A 22,180-nucleotide genomic window follows, 5' to 3' on the forward strand; every position below is an offset into this window, starting at 1 on the left:
GCTCCCACCGCAAGACCTTGGGCCCGATGTAGCGCCGGGTTCTCAGAAGTTCAGTCCGCCCGCACCGTGCGGCCTGCCGCCCACGCCCGCAGCGCCTCCACCGCCTCGGCGCGTGTCACCGACAAGGGCTTGGTACGCCGGAGTTCAGCACCGATGTGTGTGGCGTCGGGCTTCACGTTCTGCGCATGCGCCTCGTAGCGCGCGGCCACGACGGCGGCTTCGATCTCCGCGCCCGAGTAGCCGTCGCTCAGCTCGGCCAGCGCCTTGATGGCGCCCTCGTTGCAGGCCACGCCCAGTTTGCCCAGGTGGATGCGGAAGATGGCGTCGCGCACCGGCGCGTCGGGCAGGTCGACGAAGAAGATCTCGTCGAAGCGTCCTTTGCGCATCAGCTCAGGCGGCAGCGTCTCGATGTCGTTCGCGGTGGCGACGAGGAAAACGCTCGAACGCCGCTCGGCCATCCAGGTGAGCAGCGTGCCCAGCATGCGCTTGCCAGCGCCGGTGTCGCCATCGCCCCCGCCGCTCGCCAGGCCTTTCTCGATCTCGTCCATCCACAGCACGCACGGCTGCATCGCGTCGGCAACACGCAGGGCTTCGCGCAGCTTGCGTTCGCTCTCGCCCTGGTATTTGTCGAAGAGCGCGCCGAAGTCCATGCGAAACAGTGGCACTTGCCACGAGGCCGCGATGGCCTTGGCCGCGAGGCTTTTGCCCGCACCTTGCACGCCCAGCAGCAGCACACCGCGCGGGGCCGGCAGGCCCGCCGCCAGCGGGTCGATGAAGGGGAGCTTGCGCGCCGCGAGCCAGCGCTTGAGTGCCGCCATGCCGGCCACCTGGCTCATCGGCGGCAGATGCTGCTCGAACACCAGCAGTTCCGCCACGCCAAGTGACTCGTTCTTCGCGGCCAGCACCTTCAACAGGTCCTGCGTGCAGATGCGGCCATCGCCCAGCGCCAGGCGCACCATGTGCCGCACCGAAGTCTCGGGCAGGCCAACCATGTGGCGCAGCAGCGACTGCAGCGTGTCACGGCAACCACCCACCTCGCGGCCGGACTGGTCACGCTGGCGGGCCATTTCGGCGCTGAACAGCGTCTTCACGCGCTCCAGCGTCATGGGCTCGATCTCGTAGCGGCTCGCGAAAGGCGCCAGCTCGCCGGGCAGTGCGATCTCATGCCCCACCAGCACCACCTGCCGGCCCTGGCTTTCGCACTTGAGCGCCAGCTCCTTGATGGCGCGCGTGATGAGCGGGTTGCTCAGATAGGGGTGAACGTCGAGCAGCAGCACGATGGCGCCCGGCTGCAGCCTGTCGATCTGCTCCAGCGCCGCAGGCAGCTCCTTCGTCTCGGCCGCGCCGGCCATGTCTTTGCTGCCGCCGAAGTCGAGCAGACTCAGCTTCAGCCCATGGGCCACGCGCAGGCCTCGGCTCGCCGACCAGTGCCACACCTCACGCTCGCTGCGCTTGGACACCTCGGTGAAGAGCGCCATCACACGCGCTTCTTCGTGCGTCTCGATCACCACCAGCGGCGTGCGGGTGGACAAGAGGTCCAGCAGGGACTGGGTTTGCTCTGGCGTGGGCATCGTGTGGGCTGCTTCGAACGAAGGTTCAACCCGGCTGGCGCTTGAACTTCGCCTTCAACCCGCCGGCGATGACGATGAGGCCGGGGATGATGATCATGGCCCAGATGATCTTGCTGAGGTGCGTCTGCACCCAGGGCAGGTTGCCGAAGAGGTAGCCCACCACGGTGATGCCCACCACCCAGATCAGCGCGCCGGTCACGTTGAAGAACGTGAACTTGGATCGCGTCATCTCGGCCACGCCCGCCACAAAGGGAACGAAGGTGCGCACGAAGGGCATGAAGCGGGCAATGATGATGGTGACGCCGCCGTGCTTCTCGTAGAAAGCGTGCGCCGCGTCGAAGGCCTTCTTGTTGAAGAAGCGCGATTGCTCCCACTGGAAGACCTTGGGGCCGATGTGCCGCCCGATCATGTAGTTGGTCTGGTCGCCCAGGATGGCCGCGGCCAGCAGCACGACGATGGCTACCGGCAGGCTCATCAGGCCCGCACCGCACAGTGCGCCGACGACGAACAGCAGTGAATCACCCGGCAGGAAGGGCATGACCACCACGCCCGTCTCGACGAAGACAATCGCGAATAGCAGCGCATAGACCCAGACGCCATAGGCCTGGACGAATTCGGCCAGGTGCTTGTCGACATGCAGGATGAAGTCGATGAGGAAGGTGAGCAGTTCCATGGGCGCGCATTATCCCGGCGAGTTTGTGACGCCTCGGGGGAAACGATAATCCCAGCGATGGATTCCCCCCTGCCTGAGGTCCCCGCCCCCCGCGCCATCCGCGAACTGCCCGACGAGCTGGTCAGCCAGATCGCCGCCGGCGAGGTCGTCGAGCGCCCGGCGTCGGTGGTGCGCGAGCTGGTGGACAACGCGCTGGATGCCGGCGCCCGCAACATCCAGGTGAAGCTGATGGCCGGCGGCGTGCGCGCCATCGTCGTGGAAGACGACGGCTGCGGCATCCCGGTCGCGCAGCTGCCGCTGGCGCTGAAGCGCCATGCGACAAGCAAGATCGCCAGCCTGAACGACCTCGAATCGGTGGCCACCATGGGTTTCCGTGGCGAGGCACTGGCGGCGATCTCGTCGGTGTCCGACATGGCGATCGCCAGCCGCACCGGCGCCGACGCCCACGCCCACCGGCTGGACGCCCGCAGCGGCGAGCTGCAGCCCGCCGCTCGCGGCCGTGGCACCAGTGTGGAGGTGCGCGAGCTGTTCTTCTCGACGCCGGCCCGCCGCAAGTTCCTGAAGACCGATGCCACCGAGCTGGCCCACTGCGTGGAGGCCGTGCGCCGCCATGCGCTGGCCCGGCCGGACGTTGGCTTTGCGATCTGGCACGAGGGCAAGCTCGTCGACCAATGGCGCGCGGCGTCCAGCGAGCAGCGTATCGCCGACGTACTGGGCGAGGACTTCAGCGCCGAGAGCCGCCCGTTTGAATACAGCGCCGGCCCGCTGGCTCTGAGCGGCCGCGCCGGCCTGCCCGAGGCGGCGCGCTCGCGGGCCGACCAGCAATACGTCTGGGTCAACGGCCGCTATGTGCGCGACAAGCTCATCAGCCACGCCATCCGCTCGGCCTACGAAGACGTGCTGCACGGCCAGCGCCAGCCCAGCTATGTGCTCTTCATCGAGATCGCACCCGAGCTGGTGGACGTGAACGTGCATCCGACCAAGATCGAGGTGCGCTTCCGTGACGGCCGCGCCATCCATCAATCGGTGCGCCGCGCCTTCATCGACGCGCTGGCCCAGTCGCGCGCGGATGCCGCCGCCGTCGAGTCGGCCATGGCGCCGCTGGCCTTCGAGCCGACGATGGCGGCGACGCTCTACGTTGCCGAGCCACGGCCGAGCTACCAACCCTTCACGCCGCCCGTGCCGCCCTCGGCCGAGCAGGTGCGGCTGTCGCTGGTGCAGCACGAGACGCTGTGGGAGGCGCCCAAGCCGGAGGTCGCCACCTCGCTGCCGGCGGCCCCTACACAGCCCGATGTCAGCCTGCCCGAGCTGTCGGCCAAAGACGATTGGCCGCTGGGCCGCGCCATCGCGCAGATCCAGGGCGTCTACATCCTGGCCGAGAACCGCCAAGGCCTGGTCATCGTCGACATGCACGCGGCCCACGAGCGCGTCGTCTACGAGCGGCTCAAGGCCAGGCTGGGCGCGACGCAGATCGAAAGCCAGCCGCTGCTGATCCCAGTCAGCTTCGCCGCCACCGCCGAGGAAGTCGCCGCCGCCGAGCAGCATGCCGACACGCTGAACCAGCTGGGCCTGGACGTGTCGCCGCTGTCCGGCCGCACGCTGGCCGTGCGCTCCCGCCCTGCCCTGCTGGCGGCCAGCGACCTCGTCGCGCTGACGCGCGAGCTGCTGGCCGAGATGGCCCAGTTCGACGCCAGCTCGGTGCTCGAACGCGCCCAGCACGAAATCCTCGCAACGATGGCCTGCCACGGCGCCGTGCGCGCCAACCGGCAGCTGACACTGGATGAAATGAACGCGCTGCTGCGCGACATGGAAACCACCGAACGCGCCGACCAGTGCAACCACGGCCGCCCCACCTGGCGCCAGCTCGACATGCGCGAGCTGGATGCTCTCTTTCTACGCGGACGCTGAACATGGCCACGCTGACACTCAAAAACAAGAAACCCGCCGCCAAGACCCGCAACGCCGAGGGCGAGAAGCGTGCGCCCATACGCGGCAAAGGCGTCTCCAAGCCCCGCCCGTCGCTGGCCAAGGCGCAAGCCGAGCGGGCCGAGCGCGAGGAGCGCTACCAGCAGGCGCAACAGCAACGCAACGAGCGACCGGCGCCCCGGCGCGAGGAGCGCCCAGCCTGGCCCGGCCCCAAACCAGGCGGCTTCCAGCAGGACCGTCCGCCGCAGCGCGGGGAACCCTTCCGCCGCGACGAGCGCCCCGACCGACCGCGCGATGAACGCCAGGGTCGCCCTGGCCCAAGGCCGGGCGGCCCCGGTGGGTTCAGCCCGGACCGCCCGCCGCAGCGCGGCGAACCCGTGCGCCGCAACGAGCACCGCGACGAGCGCCCGATGGACCGCCCTCGCGACGACCGCCCGCCGCGTGTCGACCAACGCCGCGTCGCCAACCGCGGCCCCAACTTCGAGCCACCGCAGCGCCCGCAACAGCGCCACAACCCGGCACGCGAGGTAGCGCCGGAGGACGGCGAGCGCCTGTCCAAGCGCATGGGCGAGCTCAAGCTCGCGTCACGCCGCGAGGCCGATGAATGGATCGCTGCCGGCTGGGTGCGCGTCAACGGCAAGGTCGCCGTGCTGGGCCAGCGCGTCGGCCCCGACGTGCAGATCGACATCGACCCCGCCGCCCGCAACCAGCAGGCCCAGCTCGTCACGGTGCTGCTGCACAAACCCATAGGCTATGTCTCCGGCCAGGCCGAGGACGGCTACGAGCCAGCGGCCGTGCTGTTCCAGCCCCAGAACCGCTGGGCGGAAGACGCCTCCGGCATCCAGCCCAACGCCGGCCACCACCGCAACCTGGCCCCGGCCGGGCGGCTGGACATCGACTCCACCGGCCTGCTGGTGCTGACGCAGGACGGCCGCATCGCCCGCGTGCTGATCGGCGACGACTCCGATGTGGAGAAGGAGTACCTCGTGCGCGTCGAGTACGTCGGCCTGCCGGGCGCTGAAGTCCCGCCCGAGGGCACGCTACCCAACGCGGCGCTGTCGAACAACAAGCTGGCGCTGCTCAACCACGGCCTGGCGCTGGACGGCGAAGAACTGAAGCCCGCCAAGGTCAGCTGGCAGAACGAGCACCAGTTGCGCTTTGTGCTGCGCGAGGGCAAGAAGCGCCAGATCCGCCGCATGTGCGAGCTGGTGGGACTGAAGGTCGTGGGCCTCAAGCGCGTGCGCATCGGCCGCATTCCGCTGGGGCATCTGCCAGTGGGCCAATGGCGCTACCTGGCACCATGGGAGAAATTCTGAACACACCGATCTGCCTGGCCGGCCCGACCGGCTGCGGCAAGACGGCGGCGGCGCTGGCCATCGCCGAGGTGCTGCCCGTCGAGATCATCAGCGTCGACTCGGCGCTGGTGTATCGCGGCATGAACATCGGCACAGCCAAGCCCACGGCCGCCGAGCTGGCCGCTGTGCCGCATCACCTCATCGACATCCTCGATCCGACCGGGAGCTACTCCGCCGCGGAGTTCGTGCGTGACGCGAAGCGGCTGGCCGCCGAGATCCGTGCGCGCGGCCGGCTACCGCTGCTGGTGGGCGGCACGATGCTGTACTTCAAGGCGCTGTTCGACGGCCTCTCAGCGCTGCCCCAGGCGGATGCCGACCTGCGCGCGGACATTGACGCCGAGGCCGCCGAGCGCGGCTGGCCGGCGCTGCACGCCGAACTGGCAAGGCTTGACCCCGAGACCGGCGCACGCCTTGCACCCAACGACAGCCAGCGCATCCAGCGCGCGCTGGAAGTCATCCGTCTGACCGGCCAGCCGCTGAGCGTGCTGCACGCCGCGTCGCGCGACGAAGGCGTCGACTGGCCGCTGTTCTCCCTGGAGCCGACCGACCGCGCCTGGCTGCACGAACGCCTGGCCAAGCGCTTCGACGTGATGCTGGCGGGTGGTCTCGTCGACGAGGTCAGGGCGCTGCGCGCCCGTGGCGACCTGAGCCTGGCCTTGCCGGCCATGCGCTGCGTCGGCTACCGCCAGGTCTGGGAAGCGCTGGACGCCAACGACTTCTCCGACCTGCGTGAGCGCGGCGTAGCCGCCACGCGCCAGCTCGCCAAGCGCCAGGTCACATGGCTGCGCAGCATGCCCCGGCGCCGCGTCATCGCCTGCGACGGGCCGCAACCGGTGCCCGAACTGCTGGCGACCCTTCAACGACTGCTGCACGCATGACCGTCCTCACCGCCCGTGGCCTGGCCAAGCGCTACGCCGACACGCCCGTCTTCTCCGGCATCGACCTGGACCTCGCCCCCGGTGAGGTCGTCGCCCTGCTTGGCGAATCGGGCAGCGGCAAGTCGACGCTGCTGAACTGCCTGGCCGGGCTGGACGAAGTCGACGCCGGCAGCATCAAGCTGGCCGGCCGGGACCTGCGCGCTCTGGACGACGAGGGCCGCTCGGCGCTGCGGCGCGAGTCGCTGGGCTTCGTCTTTCAGGCCTTCCACCTGCTGCCCCACCTGAGCGTGGCGGACAACGTCGCGCTGCCGCTGCGCCTGCTCGGGCGCCACGACCCCGACCGCGTGGCGCAGGTGCTGGACGCGGTGGGTCTGGGCCATCTGCTGGCGCGCATGCCGCGCCAGCTGTCAGGCGGGCAGTTGCAGCGCGTGGCGATCGCTCGGGCGCTGGTGCACAGGCCGCAGCTGGTGCTGGCAGACGAGCCCACCGGCAACCTCGACGCCCGCCACGCAGCCGAGGTGCTGGCCTTGCTGCGTCAGTGCACGCACGAGGCCGGCGCCGCCTGCCTGCTGGTCACGCACTCCGAAGTGGCTGCGCAGTCAGCGGACCGCCGGCTGCGGCTGGACGCCAGCGGCCTGCACGCAGCCTAAACAAGCACCTCGACGCAGGCGGGGTGGCCCAGGAAGCCCTCCGGGCTGGCGCTGCGGCCGTAGGCACCGCTCTGGTAGACGACGGCCAGATCGCCGATCTCGCCACGCGCCATCTCCATGCGGTCGGCCAGCAGGTCCAGCGGCGTGCACAGCGGGCCGACGACGCTGGCCGGCTCCATCGCCGTCTCGGCACGGCCCTGCGGCTCAACCGAGGCCGGGTAGTTCTTGCGCAGCACCTGGCCGAAGTTGCCGGAAGCCGACAGGTGGTGATGCAGGCCACCGTCCGCCACCAGGAAGACCTGGCCGCGCGAGACCTTGCGGTCGACGATGCGGCTGACGTAGACGCCGGCCTCGCCGACGAAGTAACGGCCCAGCTCGATGACGAGTTTTGCCTGCGGCAGGTCGGCCTTGGCGCGCGCCTGAAGCTCGGCCAGGTTGTCGGCGATGGACGCCAGCTCCAGCCGCGACTCGCCTGGGAAATACGGAATGCCGAAGCCGCCGCCCAGGTTCAGGAAACGGACCGGCGCCGGGGCCGACTCCGCCAGGCGCAGCGCCAGCTCATAGCTCTTCAGCTGCGCCTCGCAGATGGCTTCGGCCTTCAGGTTCTGCGAGCCGGCGAACAGGTGGAAGCCTTCGAAGGCCACGCCGTCGCCGCTCAGGCGGCCCACCTCGGCCAGCACCTCGGGCAGCGCCTCGGCATCGATGCCGAACTGCTTGGGCCCGCCGCTCATGCGCATGCCCGAACCCTTTAGCTCGAAGTCCGGGTTCACGCGCAGCGCGACGCGCGCCGGCAGGCCCAGGCGCTGCGACGCACGCGCCAGTGGCGCCAGCTCGCGCAGCGATTCCACGTTGACGAGCACACCGGCCGCCACCGCCTGGCCCAGCTCGATGTCGCGCTTGCCTGGGCCGGCGAAGCTGACTTCGCGCGGGTCCGCGCCGGCATTCAGCGCCACCTGCAGCTCGCCGGCAGAAGCCACGTCGATGCCGTCGACCAGGCCCGCCATCAGCTGCACCAACGCCGGCATCGGGTTGGCCTTCATCGCGTAGTGCAGCTCGATGCCCTGCGGCAGCGCGGCGCGCAGCTCGGCGACGCGGGCTCTCAGCAGGCCACGGTCGTAGGCATAGAACGGCGTCTGGCCGACGCGCTCGGCCAGCACCGACAGCCGCTGACCGCCGACGAGCAGCTCGCCGTTGGCATCGCGGGGAAACAGGACGGGGGCGTGTTCGAGGGCACGCTTCGGAGTCGGGGCGTCGGTCATGCAGCGTGGCGCTCAAGCCAGTCGGTCGAGAGGGTCTTGCGGTCGATCTTGCCGTTGGGGTTGCGCGGCAGCGGGCCGGTTCGGGCATCGATGCCGTGCGGCACCATGTAGGCGGGCATGCGCGCCTTGCAGGCGGCGGTCAGCGCGGCCAGGTCCAGCTCGGCAGCGCCTTCTGACGGCGTGGCGATGACCTGGATGGCCTGGCCCAGCGTGTCGTGGTGGACACCAAAGGCGACGCACTCGCCGACCAGACCGGTCGCATACAGCACTTCCTCGACCTCGGTCGGGCTGACCCGGTAACCCGAGGTCTTCATCATCTCGTCGCGGCGGCCGACGAAGTACAGGAAGCCCTCGGCGTCACGCGTGACCGTGTCGCCGGAGAACACGGCGTACTCCGGCAGTTGCAGCCCGCTCTCGCGGCCGCCCACGCCGGCCGGCAAGGGCTTGTAGCGCTCGGCCGTCTTCTCGGCGTCGTTCCAGTAGCCCAGGCCGACGAGGGCGCCGCGATGCACCAGTTCGCCCGGCTCGTCCGGCGCGCACTCGCTGCCGTCCTCGCGCAGCACGAGGATCTCGGCGTTGGGGATGGCCTTGCCGATGGAGTCCGGCCGGCGGTCGACCTCAGCAGGCGGCAGGTAGGTGGAGCGGAAGGCCTCGGTCAGGCCGTACATCAGGAAGGGCTTGGCCGACGGCACACGGGCGCGCAGCAAGTCCAGCGTCGCACGCGGCATGCGGCCACCGGTGTTGGCGAAGTAGCGCAGGTTCGCGTCAATCGCAGCGGGCCATTCGAGCTGCGTGAGCTGGATGTAGAGCGGCGGCACGGCCGTGAGGCCTGTGACCTTCTCACGCTCCATGGCCTTGAGCACGTCCTTGGGCATCAGATAGTTCAGCAGCACGACGCGGGCGCCACTGTGGAAGGCGGTCGTCAACTGGCTGAAGCCGGCATCGAAGGACAGCGGCAGCGCAGCCAGCAGCGTGTCGCTGGCGCGGTTCTCCAGGTAGCTCGCCACGCTCTTGCCGCCCGCCACCATGTTGCGGTGGGACAGCACGACGCCCTTGGGCCGGCCGGTGGAGCCCGAGGTGTAGAGGATGGCCGTCACGTCGGTGTCGATGACACGATGGCCTGCATGCGCGGGCGACGCCAGCAGCGCGGCCCAGTCATGCACCGGCACGGGCGCGGAGCCAGTGCCGCTGGTCAGTACCACATGGCGCAGAGACGGGCATTGCGTCAGCACATCGCCCAGCTGCGCCAGGCGCTCGGGCGATGTGACCAGCACGCGCACGTCGCAGTCGCGCAGGATGAAACCGACCTGCTCGGGCTTGAGCAACGGGTTCAACGGCACGAAGACGCCGCCAGCCGCCGGCGCACCAAAGCTGGCGATGACGGTCTCGAAGCGCTTTTCCAGATAGATGGCGACGCGCTCGCCGCGCGCCAGGCCCAGGGCCATCAGGCCACTGGCGAAGCCCCGCACCGCGAGGTCGAGTTCGCCGTAGCTCAGCGTCGTGTTGCCATAAGTCAGCGCCGGGGCGTCGGGCGTGCGCTCGGCGGCAACGGCCACCAGTTCGTTCAGCAGGGTCGATTCAGGCATGAAGCGGCGATGTCAGAGTGGGCGCAATCAGTGAAAAAAGTATCTCATGCGACCCCTCTGCCTCGGGGGACGCGCCCCCGAGGCAGAGGGGGGCCGCAGCTAAACTGGCGAGCTAACCTTTTTGGACGGCCACGGATGGACAACGCCCAAGTACTCGGCCATGTGCTGAGGCTTCTCGACGACGTGCTTAGCCTGGACGGTCGCGCCCAGACTTTCACTAGCGACACCGCCCTGCTGGGTGCACTGCCCGAGCTGGATTCGATGGCGGTGGTCAGCCTGATCACCGCCATGGAGGAACAGCTCGGCATCACGGTCGACGACGACGACATCGATGGCGACGTCTTCGCCACGGTCGGGTCCCTGGCCGGGTTCGTCGCGGCCCGCCTAGGTTGACTCCCCGCGCCGACGTCTTCTTTCTGCCCGCTGCCCACGATGAGCAGCGGCTCTGCCTGTTCCACGCCCCTGCGGGCGCTGCGCGCAGCAAGATCCTCTATCTGCATCCGTTTGCAGAGGAGATGAACAAGTCCCGGCGCATGGCAGCCCTCACCTGTCGCGCGCTGGCCGAAGCGGGACACGCGGTGCTGCAGATCGACCTGCGCGGCTGCGGCGACTCGTCGGCTGATTTCGGCGATGCGAGCTGGGCCGACTGGCAGGCCGATGTCCGGCTCGGGCTGGCGGCGCTGGACGCCCGTATCCCGGACGGGCTGCCGGTCTGGCTCTGGAGCCTGCGCGCCGGCTGCCTGCTGATCGCCGGTGACTGGGGACGCCCTGTGAACCATCTGTTCTGGCAGCCGATGCCCAGCGGCAAGCTGGCACTGCAGCAGTTCCTTCGCTTGAAGCTGGCGGCCGACATGGCTGGCGGCGTCGGCAAGGGGTTGATGGAACAGATGAAGACTGACCTGGCCGCCGGCCGGTCGATCGAGGTGGCCGGCTACACCCTGAACGCCGCCATGGCCTCCGGGCTGGACACCGCTCAGCTGGTCCCGCCGGCGCGGCCGGCACGTCTCGAATGGCTGGAGCTGAGCACGCGCGAGAGTGCATCGCTGCTGCCTGCCAGCGAGCCGGTGATCAAGCGCTGGCAAGACAACGGCTGGCAGGTGCGCCCGCAGGTCGTGCAGGGCCCGGCATTCTGGGCGACCAGCGAGATCGAAGTCGCCCCGGTTCTGATCGACCGCACGCTGGAGGCGTTGTCGTGAAGGAATCCGTGCTGGCGTTCGATTGCCAAGGCGAACGCCTGATCGGCATCCTGTCCGAGCCGGATGCTGACGCCGCGGACACCGGCGTCATCGTCATCGTCGGCGGCCCGCAGTACCGCGCCGGCAGCCACCGGCAGTTCACGCTGCAGGCGCGCCATGTCGCCCGCCACGGCTTCCCGACGCTGCGCTTCGACTACTGCGGCATGGGCGATGCCACGGGCGAAGCGAGGGACTTCCAGCAGGTGGATGCGGACATCGCCGCCGCCATCGACGCGCTACTCGCGGCCCGGCCGACTTTGAAGCGGGTCGTGCTGTCTGGGCTGTGCGATGCAGCGTCAGCCGCCCTGCTCTACCTGAACGCCACCCGAGACCCGCGGGTCTCGGGCCTGGTGCTGATCAACCCATGGGTGCGCTCAGCTACGACGCTGGCACAGACCCATGTGAAGCACTACTACTGGCACCGCCTGCGTCAGCACGATTTCTGGTTGAAGCTGTTGCGGGGCGGCGTCGGCCTGAAGGCCTTGCGCACCTTGGGCCGCAACCTGCAACTGGCCCGCGGCGACGCCGCACCCGGCGACCAGCGCAGCTTCCAGGAACGCATGGCATCGGCAGCCGAGGGCTTCGCAGGCGCCATGCTGCTGCTGCTCAGTACCGACGACTACACCGCGCGAGAGTTCGTCGCCCACGCAACCCAGACCCCGCGCTGGCTGGCCGTACTGGCGCGCCCTTCGCTCCGGCGTGTGGACCTCGAAGGCGCCGACCACACGCTGTCCACCTCCGGCCACCTCGACGCCGCTCATGCCTGTATCGTCGAATGGCTACAACATGGACCTGCCCAGTGATGAAGCTCGCACGACACTCGCTCGCCTTGGGCCTGCTCTGCAGCGCCTTGTGCCTCCCTGCCCATGCGCAGCTGGAGTCCTCCTGCGGATCTCTGGGGAACCCTTACGGACCTTTCGACTACCGGACCGAACGCTTCAAGAAGCTGAGGATCGTCGACGAGCACCATTTCACCGCCAAGGTCGAACGCCTGATCGGCGGCCAGAGCGGCTATCTGGGCGGCGACATCGACTACACACTGCGGGCGTCGCCCAACCACCACCGGGCGCTGCTGGCGCTCGCCAACTGGGCCGTCAAGCTGAAGGGGCTGCAGCCGCCGCATACGAAGTACACGGTCGACTGCTACTTCGATCGCGCCTTCCGTTTCCGCCAGGATGACCGAGTGCCGCAACTGATCTACATCGACTACCTGGGCCGGCTGGGCCGCAAGGAAGAGGCACTGAAGACTGCAGAGCCGCTGCTGCGCGCACCGGAACTAAGCGCGATCACGCGCAACAACCTCGGCATGCTGATGTTCGACCTTGGCAACTACGACGAGGCGCTAAAGCAATGCCATCTGGCCATGGCCGATGGCTGGGAACGTACCGACCTGAAGGCGCGGCTCAAGTCGGTCGGCCGCTGGCAGGAGCCGGCACAACCACCCGCCGATGCCGCATCGGCGCCCGAACTTGCCGCACCGGCATCTGCCCCTTGAACATGCCCGAATGCTCGCCAAAGAAGAACGCGCAGCGCCGTCGGGTGCTGCTGATCGCCTATCACTTCCCGCCGCTCACCGGCTCCAGCGGCATTCAGCGCACCTTGCGCCTGGCGCAGCATCTGCCCGAGCTGGGTTGGGACGTGTCGGTGCTGACCTGCCAGCCTCGTGCCTACGAGCGTGTGGCCGATGACCTGCTGCGCGAGTTGCCGCCGCAGGTGCATGTGGAGCGCGCCTTCGCACTCGATGCAGCCCGTCACCTGTCGCTGGGCGGGAGGCACCTGGCGTTCACGACGCGCCCCGACCGCTGGGCGTCCTGGCGCCTTGACGGCATACGACGCGGAAGACAGCTGCTGGCCCGCACGCCCCACCACGCCATCTGGAGCACCTACCCCATCCCCACGGCCCACGTCATCGGTGCCGCACTTGCGCAGCACTCGGGCCTGCCCTGGATCGCGGACTTCCGCGATCCGATGATGCAGCCCGACTACCCCACCGATCCGAAGACACGTGCCCAGTGGCGTGCGCTGGAAGAGCGCATCGCCGCCCGGGCACAGATCATCACGGTCACGACACCCGGCACACGGCAGCACATGCTGCAACGCCATCCGGGTGCGCACATCGAGCTGATGGAGAACGGCTACGACGAAGCCAGTTTCGCCGACCTGCCGGCGCAGGCCGGCGCGCCACTGAACCCCGGCGCCATCACGCTGGTGCACAGCGGCATCGTGTATCCCTGGGAGCGTGACCCGACCCAACTCATCGAGGCGCTGGCCCAGTTGCGTTCGCAAGGCCTAGGGGCACAGCAGTTGCGCGTCCGCTTCCGAGCGCCGGTGCATGCGGAACTCATCACCGACTTGGCCGCACGGCACCAGGTCAGCGACATGGTCGAGGTCATGCCCGCCATCGGCTACCGCGCCGCCCTGGAGGAGATGCAGCGCGCCGACGCGCTGCTGGTAATGCAGGCCGCCAACTGCAACGCGCAGGTGCCGGCCAAGGTGTATGAATATCTACGCGCCGGCCCGAGGATCGTGGCGCTGGCCGCGCCCGAGGGCGATACCGCGCTGGTCTTGCGCCAGGCGGGGGTCGCCGACCAGGCCCCGCTGGACAACGCGGCCGCGATCGCGACGCTGCTGCAGCGCCTGTGCACCGGCGACGCCGGCCTGCGCCTGTCCCCCACGCCCCAGGCCGTGGCAGGCGCCTCGCGCTGGGCGCGCAGCGAACAACTGGTCCGGTGGCTGGACGCGCTGGCATGAGTGGCTCGCCGCACCAACTGCCCGTCGGGGCGCGCGCTTCGTGCGTCCTCGGACAACCCGGCCTTGCTCCAGGGCAGACACCATGATCATCACCGTCGTGTTCTCCACCCACAACGGCGCCGGGACCTTGCCGGCCATGCTGGCCAAGTTCCGTGAACTGACGATGCCGCCAGGGACGGAGCTGCAGATCGTGGCGGTCGACAACAACAGCAGCGATGCAACGGGCGACATCCTGCGGACCGCGTCTGCGGACCTGCCGCTGACCGCGATCCGGCACGGCGAGCGCGGCAAGAACCGCGCGCTGAACGCCGCCCTGCCACTGGCCAGGGGCGAGCTGGTCATCTTCACCGACGACGACGTCCTGCCCGACCCCAACTGGCTGGTCGCCCTGCAGCGAGCAGCGGCGGAGAACCCTGGCTTCGACATCTTCGGCGGCCACATCATTCCCCACTGGCCCAGCCCGCCGCCACGCTGGATCACCGAGCAGACGCCGCTCGGCATCACCTATGCGCTGACGGCCTCCCACCTGCCCGCCGGGGAAATCTTTCCTGGCCTGATCTGGGGCCCCAACATGATGGTCCGCCGCTCGGTGTTCGACGCGGGCCTGCGCTTCAACGAGGCCATCGGACCGAGTTCCGGCCAGTACATCATGGGCAGCGAGACCGAGTTCAACCTCCGGGCGCACAGGAACGGCCACCGCTGCTACTTCGCGCCGGATGCCAAGGTGCAGCACATCATCCGGCCGGGTCAGATGAGCAAGCAGTGGGTGGTGCAGCGCGCCTACCGCTTCGGCCGCAATGCCTGGAACCAGTACGTCAGTGGCGCCGAGAAGTTCAACGGGCCAACCCTGCTCGGCATGCCTCGGTGGCGGTTCAGGTCCTACCTCGACCATGCCTGCCGGGCGCTGCTGCTGCGGCTGCGCAACCGTGCCGACGACGCCTTTGCCCATGACTGGGAGAAGTCCTTCCTGCGCGGCTACTTTGCCCAGTGGTGGCAGACGCGGCGCAGCCAGCCTCTGCCCACCGCCACGGCGAAATGAGTGCGCCGCGCATCCTGCTGACCAGCCTCTCGGGGCAGCTCGGCGGCCTGGAACTGCGCCTGGCCGACGAGGCCCGGCAGCTCCAGTCCTGCGGGACCGAGCCGATGCTGGCCATCTCCCCGTTTCCGGGCCTGCAGCCCTGGCTGCAAGGGCTGCGGCAAAGCGGCCTTCAGACGGCCGAGTTCTCGCCGCCGCCCTTCTTCGAGGAATGGCGCTATCGCCGCCTGCGCAAGCTCTGGGCCTGCACCTACCACCTCCGCCAGCTCAGGGACCTCGCGCCCGACCTGGTCCACGTCGCCTATGCCTGGACCCACACCGGTGGCTCGCGGCTGTGGCTGGCCGACCGTGCCGGCATCCCCAGTGTGATCAGCGTGCACAACACCTTCCCGGTGGCCGCGTTGCCGCCCTGGTCGGCACGGCTGATGCGCGAGGCTTTCCGCAGCGTGCGGGGCATCTACGGCGTGTCGCGCAGCGCGCTGGCAGCCTTCCAGGCGAACTACGGCGAGTTCATCGCGACCACGACCGCGCAGACCGTCATCCACAACTTCGTCGACACGCGGCGCTTCCACTTCTCAGAAGAACGCCGGCGACAGGCGCGAGCCCAACTGGACCTGCCTGACGACGCCCTGGTGCTAGGCTCCATCGCCCGGCTGGACAAGCAGAAGGAACCGCTGACCGTGCTGCGCTGCTTCGAGCAGGTCAGCCGCGTGGTACCGAACACCTACCTGGTGTACGTCGGCAGCGGTGGGCTGGAGGCCGAGGTCAAGGCCTTGGCGCAAAAGCTGGGGCTGACCTCACGCATCCGACACCTGCCGTTTACGCCGGCACCGGAACTCATCTATCCCGGCCTGGACGTGCACCTGCTGCTGAGCCGGCAGGAGGGCTTCGGCATCTCCACGGTGGAGGCCATGGCCAGTGGTGTCGCCGTGATCTGCTCCGACGTGCCCGGCTCCCGCGACGTGCTGGAGACGGCGGGAACCGGGCGCCTCGTCGCCTACAACGACGTCGAAGGAACCACGCGCGCGCTCATCGAGCTGCTGTCGGATTCCGCTCACCGCCAGGCACTCGGCCGCACCGGTGAGCAAGCGGCACGCGAGCATTTCGACCGCACGATCTGGCAGCAGCGCCTCGGCAGCTTCTACGACACCGTCCTGCCCGCCAGCGGCAGAACGCCGACGCACGACTCACCGGTTCCCCAGCGATGAAGCAGTTGCGGCTGGCGCTGTTCTTCTCCCTGGTCGAGCGCTACTTTTCCGTGCTGCTCGCGTTCGGCAGCAGCATGGCGCTGGCCCGGTTGCTGACGCCGCAAGAGATCGGTGACTACTCGATCACGCTGGCCGCCATCGGCATTGCCCAGGTGCTGCGAGATTTCGGGGTGGGCAGCTACCTGATCCAGAAGGCGGAGCTCGACGAGGACACGGTGCGCTCCGCCTTCGGCATGGCGCTGCTGATCGGCGTCGCGCTGTTCGCCGTGGTCTTCAGCGTGGCACCCTGGGTGGGCGAGTTCTACCGCAGCGAGCGGCTCGCCGTGCTGATGCGTGTCGTGGCCTTTAACTTCCTGATCCTGCCGTTCTGCACGATCTCGCTGTCTCTGCTGCGGCGGGACATGCGGTTTCGCGCGCTGATGGGGGTGAACCTGACCGCCGCCGTTTGCGCCACAGCGATCACCGTGGGCGGCGCCTGGGCGGACTGGGGTCCGGTGTGCATGGCCATCGGATCGGTCGCCAACAACGCCGTCACGGGTTTCGGTGCTTGGTGGGCGCGGGGGCGCAAGCGCTTCATGCGCCCGGCCCTGAAGGCGTGGCGGCCCATCGCGCGCTTCGGCGCCCAGTCGGTGTCCGCCGGCATCGTCACCTCGGTGGCCATGGATATCAACGACCTCGTCGTTGGCCGCGTGCTGGGCACTGCGCCGGTGGCCATCAGCAGCCGCGCCCAGGGGCTGATGAACCTGTTCCACCGCGACTTCATGGCCGCCATCCGCGGCGCCATGTTCCCCGCCTTCGCGCAGACGCACCGCGAGGGCGGCGACGTGGATGCCCGCCACACGGCGGCCGTCATCCGCATCACGGTGCTGGCCTGGCCGTTCTACGGTTTCCTGGCCCTGCACGCCCATGAAGTGCTGCGCCTGCTGTTCGGGCCGCAATGGGATGCAGCGGCACCGCTGGTCCCGGTCTTCTGTCTGGCGGGCGCCGTGGTCTGCACCGCCAACCTGGTGCTCAGCCTGCTGACGGCCATCGGGCGCAACGATGTCGCGACGATGGCCGAACTCGTCTTCCAGCCGCTGCGCGCCCTGCTCATCGTGGCCGCAGCGCTGCACTTCCAGAGCCTGCTGGCCTGCGCCTGGGCCTACTGCCTCAGCTTCTGTCTGCAACCCGCCTGGCTGTACCACCTCAAGCAGCGCTGCCTGAAGACAGACACGGCAGCACTCGGCAACGGCCTGGTGCGCAGCGCCGTCGTCGCCCTGTTGACGCTGCTTGGGCCCTGGTTGCTGTCCATGGCGATGGCCGACCAGGCCGGCATCGTCCGGCTCGGCGTGAACGCCGCGGTGACCGCCATCGCCTGGCTCGCCATGCTGCACCTGCTGCGCCACCCGTTGGCCATGGACCTCGACCTGGCTGGCCGCTGGCGAGCCCTGGCTCGCGGCAGCAGACTCGCCAACAAACCTCGTCAATAGCCCATGCGGATTGCTGCGATTTCCTACCCCGCGCTGTTCCAGGCCATCGGTGGCCTGCAGATTCAGATGCTGGAAACCATCGATGCCGTCCGCCGCGCCGGCCACGACATGGTGTTGATCGATCCCACACGCGACAAGTTCAGCGACTTCGACCTGGTGCATGTATTTGCCTGCGTGCACGGCAACTACACCATCGTGCGACGCGCGCAGGACCTGGGAGTGCCGGTCGTGGTATCGCCGCTGGTCAGGAGCTACTGGACCCGTTCGCTGGGCCTGAAGGCACGCTGGCTGGGCAGGCTGCTCGGGCGACTCACCGGCTGGAACGTCGCAACGGAGTACTCGCAGATGTGGCGCTGCCTGCACTGGGCCGAGCACTGCGCCTCCCTGGGCCCACTCGAAACCGTAGCCTTGCAGGACGCTTTCCAGGTCCCTGCCAGCAAGATCACCGAGGTGCCCAACGGCATTTCCCAGCGCTTCTTCTCGGCGACGCCCGATGCCTCACTGGCGCACTACGGGCTGCAGCCGGGCTACGTGCTGTGCGTGGGCAGCATCAACCCGCACAAGAACCAGCTGGGCCTGGCCCGTGCGCTGCAAGGCTCTGGCCTGCAGCTCGTGCTGGCCGGGCAATGCCTGACGGCCGACGAGGGCTACCTGAAGGACGTGCTGGCGCTGCCATACACGCGCCATCTCGGCGCCCTGCGCTACGACGACCCGCTGCTGCCCAGCCTGTATGCGGGTGCCGGCGTGATGGCGCTGGTGAGTCAATCGGAAGTGATGCCGCTGGTGGTCCTGGAATCTCTGGCTGCCGGTGTGCCAGCCGTGATGACAAGAAACCATGGCATGAGCACGCAGGGCATGTCGGCTTGCCTGAGCGAGGTCGATCCCAACGACGCCGCCGCGATACGCGCCGCCATTGATCAGTTGCTGGCGCATCCGCCTGGGGCCGCGCACTGCCGAGCGGCGGTCAAGCATCTCAGCTGGGACGAGGTCGCGTCGCAGTTGGTGGCCATCTACCGCCAGGCCATGACCGCTGGCCCCCGTCGCACGGGCTAGCTGCGCACCCGCCCCAGAACCCGCGTCCGGCCGGCAGGACGCGGCCCCTGTCGATCCGTCGCCGGCATCCACCCTTCGAATCCGCCATGCCCACTCGCTTCTCGATCATCATGCCGGCCTACAACGGCGCCAAAGTCATCAGCCGGGCTATTGAGAGCATTCAGGCCCAGACCTTCGGCGACTTCGAGTTCATCGTGGTGGACGACCATTCCAGCGATGACACCCGGGACGTGGTGCAGGCGTTTGCGCAACGCGATGCCCGCATCAGGCTGCTCAGCACGGCGAAGAACAGCGGTGGCCCGGCAGCGCCGAAGAACGTCGGCATCGACAATGCCAGCGGGGATTTCATCGTCTTCTGCGATCAGGACGATTGCTACACCCCGGAGAAGCTCCAACGCTTCGATGAAGTCCTGCGCCAGCATCCCGAGACCGAACTGCTGTTCTCAGACTACTGGGTGGAGCACACCGATCGGGACACGCAGCCTTACCGGTACCTGCACGACAAGCGCGAGTTCCTCACCCGGGCCAGCGCCTACCTGCAACCCATCGAGGCCGGCTTGTACGACTGCCAGCGCTTCATCGGCTGCATGTGCGGCGGGATCGACACCGGCATGGCGACCATCTCGGTGGCCATCCGGCGCAGCAGCCTGCAGCAGGAGCAACACTTCTTCGATCCGCGCTACCGGGTCGTGGACGACATCGACCTGTGGATGCGCCTGGCTGCGCGACTGTGCGTGCGCTACCTGGACGAGCCGCTGTCCGTCTACTTCTCCAGCCCCGATTCGCTGTCTTCGCGCAAGCACGTCGTGGACCAAGAGGCAGTCGATGTCCACGAGGCTGCGGCAACGCGCTTCGAGAAGATGCTGAACGCGCAAGAACTGGCACACCATCGTGCGCTGCGTTCGCGCATGGCCTACCGGCTGGCCTGCACACGATTCGGCGAGGCATCGGCCTGCCTGGGCTACGCCTGGCAGTCCTTCAAGCTCAGGCCCAACCTGCTGGCGGCCAAGCTGCTTGCCGAGCGCAGCGGGCGCTGGCTCCTGCGCAGGTGAGGCAGGCCCAACCCATGCTAAGAAGAATCAAAGACCGCCTGACCGGCATTGTTCGCAGCATCGGCTGGGCTGATGGCTGCGTCTACGTGGCGGCCCGCGCCATCCAGGCTCTGAGCCTGGGCCGCGCGGAGTTGCGCAAGTACTACTTCGTCTCCCAGCCGATTCCCTCGGCGCCGCTGCTGCCGAAGAACCGGGGCGCCAGCATCGTGGTGGAGCGCATCGCCCGGCAGCATCCGCTGGTCAGCGCCTTCCCGCGACCGTCGCAGGTGATCGCCGATCGGTTCGACAACGATGCAATCTGCTTCCTGGCGACCAAGAACGGCGAATTCGTCGGCTTTCTCTGGTTGCAGGCGGGCAGCTATCGGGAAGACGAAGTTCGCTGCCTGTTCACACCGCTCCCCGCTAGGCGCGCGATCTGGGACTTTGACGTCCACATAGAGCCGGCCTACCGCAGCAGCTTCGCGTTCGCGCGTCTCTGGGACACGGCCAACCAGTACCTGCGGGATCAGGACGTCTGCTGGAGCGTCAGCAGGATCTCGGCGTTCAACGCCGGATCGATCAACGCCCACGCCCGGCTCGGCGCATTCCCGATCGGCGCCGCGTGCTTCCTGAAAGGACGCACCTGGCAGTTGACGCTGTCCTCCTCGCCCGCGTTCTTCCACTTTTCAAGCGGTGAACACGCAGTTCCGCAAATATCATTGCCGGCCGCTCCGGAGCACCGCCGACGCTACCGTCGGTTCAGTCGACATGGGTAGACACCAGCCTCATGCCTTCGCAGGAATCCACCCAACTGACATGCACGCGAATTCCATCGCCCTCGACACCGCCTTTGCTGCCGGCACTCCTCGCTTCAACCGGCCCATCGCCGAAGACGCGCTGGCAACCTGGCAGCAAGCCTATGCCACGCATGGCCCGGCCTGCGCGGCCCAGGTGGGGGGAGAATTCGCCGTCGCTCTGCCGCTGCCCCAAGGCGGCACCTGGCTGGCCATCGACCGCTTCGCGATCCACAGCCTGTGCTACGCCGTGCACGACGGTCGGCTGCACTACGCCACCCGCGCCGACGAACTGGCCCGTCGCCTCAACATCCGCGACATCGACACGCAGGCCGTCTTCGACTACCTGTTCCACCACTGCATTCCGTCGCCACGCACCATCTACACGGGCATCTTCAGGCTGCCGCCCGCGCACTACGCGCTGTTCGAGAACGGCCGGCTGACGGTCGCTCCTTACTGGACGCCGCAGTTCGCGGAACAGGCTGCCCCCGATTTCGACACGTTGCGCGACGAGTTCCGCGGCATCCTGCGCGACGCGGTGACGGATCGGCTCACCGGTGACGGCAAGACCGCCTGCTTCCTGTCCGGCGGCACCGACAGCTCCACCGTCTGCGGCCTGATGCGCCAGGCCACCGACTGCCCGCCCGCGAGCTACTCCATCGGCTTCGAAGCCGAGGGCTACGACGAAATGGCCTACGCACGCATCGCGGCAAAGGCGTTCGGCGCTGACCATCATGAGTACTACGTGACTCCGGCCGACCTGGTGAAGGCCATCCCGGACGTCGCCGCGCACTACGACCAGCCCTTCGGCAACTCCTCCGCCGTACCGGCCTTCTACTGCGCCAGCAAGGCACGCGCCGACGGCCATACCCGCATGCTGGCGGGTGACGGGGGCGACGAGCTTTTCGGTGGCAACGTGCGCTACGCCAAGGAGAGCGTCTTCGACTTCTACCACCGTGCGCCGGCCGCCTTGCGCGCCATCGGCGACCCGCTGTTCCTGAACCCTTTGGTCGGCAGCATCCCGCTCCTGAAGAAGGGCACCAGCTACATCCGGCAGGCCCGTGCCCCAATGCCCGATCGCATGCAGAGCTACAACCTGCTCGATCGCCTTGGCCTGGACGAAGTCTTCACGCCGGCCTTCCTCGCCTCCGTGAACGCCAACGAGCCGCGCGAGCACCAGCGAGCCACCTGGGCGGCCGGCCCGCATGACGCCAGCCTCGTCAACCAGATGCTGACCTTCGACTGGCGCTACACGCTGGCCGAGAACGACCTGCCCAAGGTGGTCGGCACCACCGGCCTGGCCGGTGTCGAGGTCGGCTTCCCGCTGCTGGACACGCGGCTGCTGGACTTCTCGCTGAAGCTGCCGACTCACTACAAACTCAAGGGGCTCAAGCTGCGCTGGTTCTTTAAGGAAGCGCTGCGCGGCCTGCTGCCAGACGAGATCCTGACGAAGAAGAAGCACGGCTTCGGCCTCCCCTTCGGTCCTTGGGCGGTCAAGGATGCGGCGCTGAATGCGCTGGCCACCGAATCGCTGCGCGCCGTGGCGGCGCGCGGCATCATCCGCCCGGCGTTCATCGAGGGCCTGCTCACGCACAGGCTCAAGGAACACGCGGGCTACTATGGCGAGATGGTCTGGATACTGATGATGCTGGAGCAATGGCTGCGCCGCCATGCCCCCGACTACCGGATCGCCTGACAACCCTCA

General features: G+C 68.4%; 20 protein-coding genes. 16 read left to right on the forward strand and 4 right to left on the reverse strand.

Annotated elements, in window-relative coordinates; genetic code table 11:
- Nucleotides 1–50: 50 nt before the first annotated feature.
- A complete protein-coding gene (locus tag ACG00Y_RS01005; RefSeq protein ID WP_394475397.1) occupies nucleotides 51–1,571 on the reverse strand; it encodes an AAA family ATPase in 1,521 nt (506 codons plus the stop codon).
- A 25-nt stretch (nucleotides 1,572–1,596) separates the two neighbouring features.
- Nucleotides 1,597–2,244: a DedA family protein gene (locus tag ACG00Y_RS01010; RefSeq protein ID WP_394475398.1), complete on the reverse strand. Its 648-nt coding sequence runs from the start codon at nucleotides 2,242–2,244 to the stop codon at nucleotides 1,597–1,599.
- A 57-nt stretch (nucleotides 2,245–2,301) separates the two neighbouring features.
- Here ACG00Y_RS01010 and mutL point away from each other — a divergent pair, with 57 nt between their 5' ends.
- From mutL to ACG00Y_RS01030, 4 genes are read left to right on the forward strand one after another with little or no spacing between them, the layout of a single operon-like run.
- Entirely contained in the window at nucleotides 2,302–4,152 is a 1,851-nt protein-coding gene (gene mutL / locus ACG00Y_RS01015) for a DNA mismatch repair endonuclease MutL (protein ID WP_394475399.1), read from the forward strand.
- 2 nt (nucleotides 4,153–4,154) lie between these two features.
- Nucleotides 4,155–5,486, forward strand: coding sequence for a pseudouridine synthase (locus ACG00Y_RS01020; RefSeq protein WP_394475400.1), 1,332 nt, complete (start codon nucleotides 4,155–4,157; stop codon nucleotides 5,484–5,486).
- A complete protein-coding gene (gene miaA / locus ACG00Y_RS01025; RefSeq protein WP_394475401.1) occupies nucleotides 5,471–6,403 on the forward strand; it encodes a tRNA (adenosine(37)-N6)-dimethylallyltransferase MiaA in 933 nt (310 codons plus the stop codon). Before ACG00Y_RS01020 ends, miaA begins: the two co-directional genes overlap by 16 nt.
- On the forward strand, nucleotides 6,400–7,053 hold the full coding sequence (locus ACG00Y_RS01030; RefSeq protein WP_394475402.1) for an ABC transporter ATP-binding protein: 654 nt from the start codon (nucleotides 6,400–6,402) through the stop codon (nucleotides 7,051–7,053). Before miaA ends, ACG00Y_RS01030 begins: the two co-directional genes overlap by 4 nt.
- Here ACG00Y_RS01030 and ACG00Y_RS01035 read toward each other — a convergent pair.
- Both ACG00Y_RS01035 and ACG00Y_RS01040 read right to left on the reverse strand, forming a co-directional pair.
- A complete protein-coding gene (locus tag ACG00Y_RS01035; RefSeq protein ID WP_394475403.1) occupies nucleotides 7,050–8,312 on the reverse strand; it encodes a pyridoxal-dependent decarboxylase, exosortase A system-associated in 1,263 nt (420 codons plus the stop codon). The genes ACG00Y_RS01030 and ACG00Y_RS01035 overlap by 4 nt on opposite strands.
- Nucleotides 8,309–9,898, reverse strand: a complete 1,590-nt coding sequence (locus tag ACG00Y_RS01040) for an acyl-CoA ligase (AMP-forming), exosortase A system-associated (RefSeq protein WP_394475404.1) — start codon at nucleotides 9,896–9,898, stop codon at nucleotides 8,309–8,311. The genes ACG00Y_RS01035 and ACG00Y_RS01040 overlap by 4 nt, the downstream gene beginning before the upstream one ends.
- A 135-nt stretch (nucleotides 9,899–10,033) precedes the next feature.
- Between ACG00Y_RS01040 and ACG00Y_RS01045 the strand changes: the two genes are divergently transcribed.
- The 12 genes from ACG00Y_RS01045 to ACG00Y_RS01100 all read left to right on the forward strand — a co-directional run bounded on the left by ACG00Y_RS01045 (nucleotide 10,034) and on the right by ACG00Y_RS01100 (nucleotide 22,171).
- Nucleotides 10,034–10,291: a phosphopantetheine-binding protein gene (locus ACG00Y_RS01045; protein ID WP_394475405.1), complete on the forward strand. Its 258-nt coding sequence runs from the start codon at nucleotides 10,034–10,036 to the stop codon at nucleotides 10,289–10,291.
- Entirely contained in the window at nucleotides 10,288–11,094 is an 807-nt protein-coding gene (locus tag ACG00Y_RS01050; protein WP_394475406.1) for a hydrolase 2, exosortase A system-associated, read from the forward strand. Before ACG00Y_RS01045 ends, ACG00Y_RS01050 begins: the two co-directional genes overlap by 4 nt.
- Nucleotides 11,091–11,936 (forward strand): hydrolase 1, exosortase A system-associated, encoded by an 846-nt coding sequence (locus ACG00Y_RS01055; protein ID WP_394475407.1) that lies wholly within the window; start codon nucleotides 11,091–11,093, stop codon nucleotides 11,934–11,936. The genes ACG00Y_RS01050 and ACG00Y_RS01055 overlap by 4 nt, the downstream gene beginning before the upstream one ends.
- On the forward strand, nucleotides 11,936–12,628 hold the full coding sequence (locus tag ACG00Y_RS01060; protein ID WP_394475408.1) for a hypothetical protein: 693 nt from the start codon (nucleotides 11,936–11,938) through the stop codon (nucleotides 12,626–12,628). The genes ACG00Y_RS01055 and ACG00Y_RS01060 overlap by 1 nt, the downstream gene beginning before the upstream one ends.
- A gap of 2 nt (nucleotides 12,629–12,630) precedes the next feature.
- Nucleotides 12,631–13,884 (forward strand): glycosyltransferase, encoded by a 1,254-nt coding sequence (locus ACG00Y_RS01065; RefSeq protein ID WP_394476168.1) that lies wholly within the window; start codon nucleotides 12,631–12,633, stop codon nucleotides 13,882–13,884.
- Nucleotides 13,885–13,966: 82 nt separating this feature from the next.
- Nucleotides 13,967–14,923 (forward strand): glycosyltransferase family 2 protein, encoded by a 957-nt coding sequence (locus ACG00Y_RS01070; RefSeq protein ID WP_394475409.1) that lies wholly within the window; start codon nucleotides 13,967–13,969, stop codon nucleotides 14,921–14,923.
- Nucleotides 14,920–16,128: a glycosyltransferase family 4 protein gene (locus tag ACG00Y_RS01075; protein WP_394475410.1), complete on the forward strand. Its 1,209-nt coding sequence runs from the start codon at nucleotides 14,920–14,922 to the stop codon at nucleotides 16,126–16,128. The genes ACG00Y_RS01070 and ACG00Y_RS01075 overlap by 4 nt, the downstream gene beginning before the upstream one ends.
- Nucleotides 16,125–17,597: a lipopolysaccharide biosynthesis protein gene (locus ACG00Y_RS01080; protein WP_394475411.1), complete on the forward strand. Its 1,473-nt coding sequence runs from the start codon at nucleotides 16,125–16,127 to the stop codon at nucleotides 17,595–17,597. Before ACG00Y_RS01075 ends, ACG00Y_RS01080 begins: the two co-directional genes overlap by 4 nt.
- Nucleotides 17,598–17,600: 3 nt before the next feature.
- Nucleotides 17,601–18,650, forward strand: coding sequence for a glycosyltransferase family 4 protein (locus tag ACG00Y_RS01085; protein ID WP_394475412.1), 1,050 nt, complete (start codon nucleotides 17,601–17,603; stop codon nucleotides 18,648–18,650).
- A gap of 86 nt (nucleotides 18,651–18,736) precedes the next feature.
- Nucleotides 18,737–19,702 carry a glycosyltransferase family 2 protein gene (locus ACG00Y_RS01090; protein WP_394475413.1) on the forward strand — a complete coding sequence of 322 codons (966 nt, stop codon included), beginning with the start codon at nucleotides 18,737–18,739 and terminating at the stop codon, nucleotides 19,700–19,702.
- A 14-nt stretch (nucleotides 19,703–19,716) separates the two neighbouring features.
- Nucleotides 19,717–20,457: a GNAT family N-acetyltransferase gene (locus ACG00Y_RS01095; protein WP_394475414.1), complete on the forward strand. Its 741-nt coding sequence runs from the start codon at nucleotides 19,717–19,719 to the stop codon at nucleotides 20,455–20,457.
- 40 nt (nucleotides 20,458–20,497) lie between these two features.
- Nucleotides 20,498–22,171 carry an asparagine synthetase B family protein gene (locus ACG00Y_RS01100; RefSeq protein ID WP_394475415.1) on the forward strand — a complete coding sequence of 558 codons (1,674 nt, stop codon included), beginning with the start codon at nucleotides 20,498–20,500 and terminating at the stop codon, nucleotides 22,169–22,171.
- The last annotated feature ends 9 nt before the right edge of the window (nucleotides 22,172–22,180 follow it).

The sequence above is a fragment of the Pelomonas parva genome (assembly GCF_043555835.1).
GTDB lineage: Bacteria > Pseudomonadota > Gammaproteobacteria > Burkholderiales > Burkholderiaceae_C > Pelomonas > Pelomonas parva.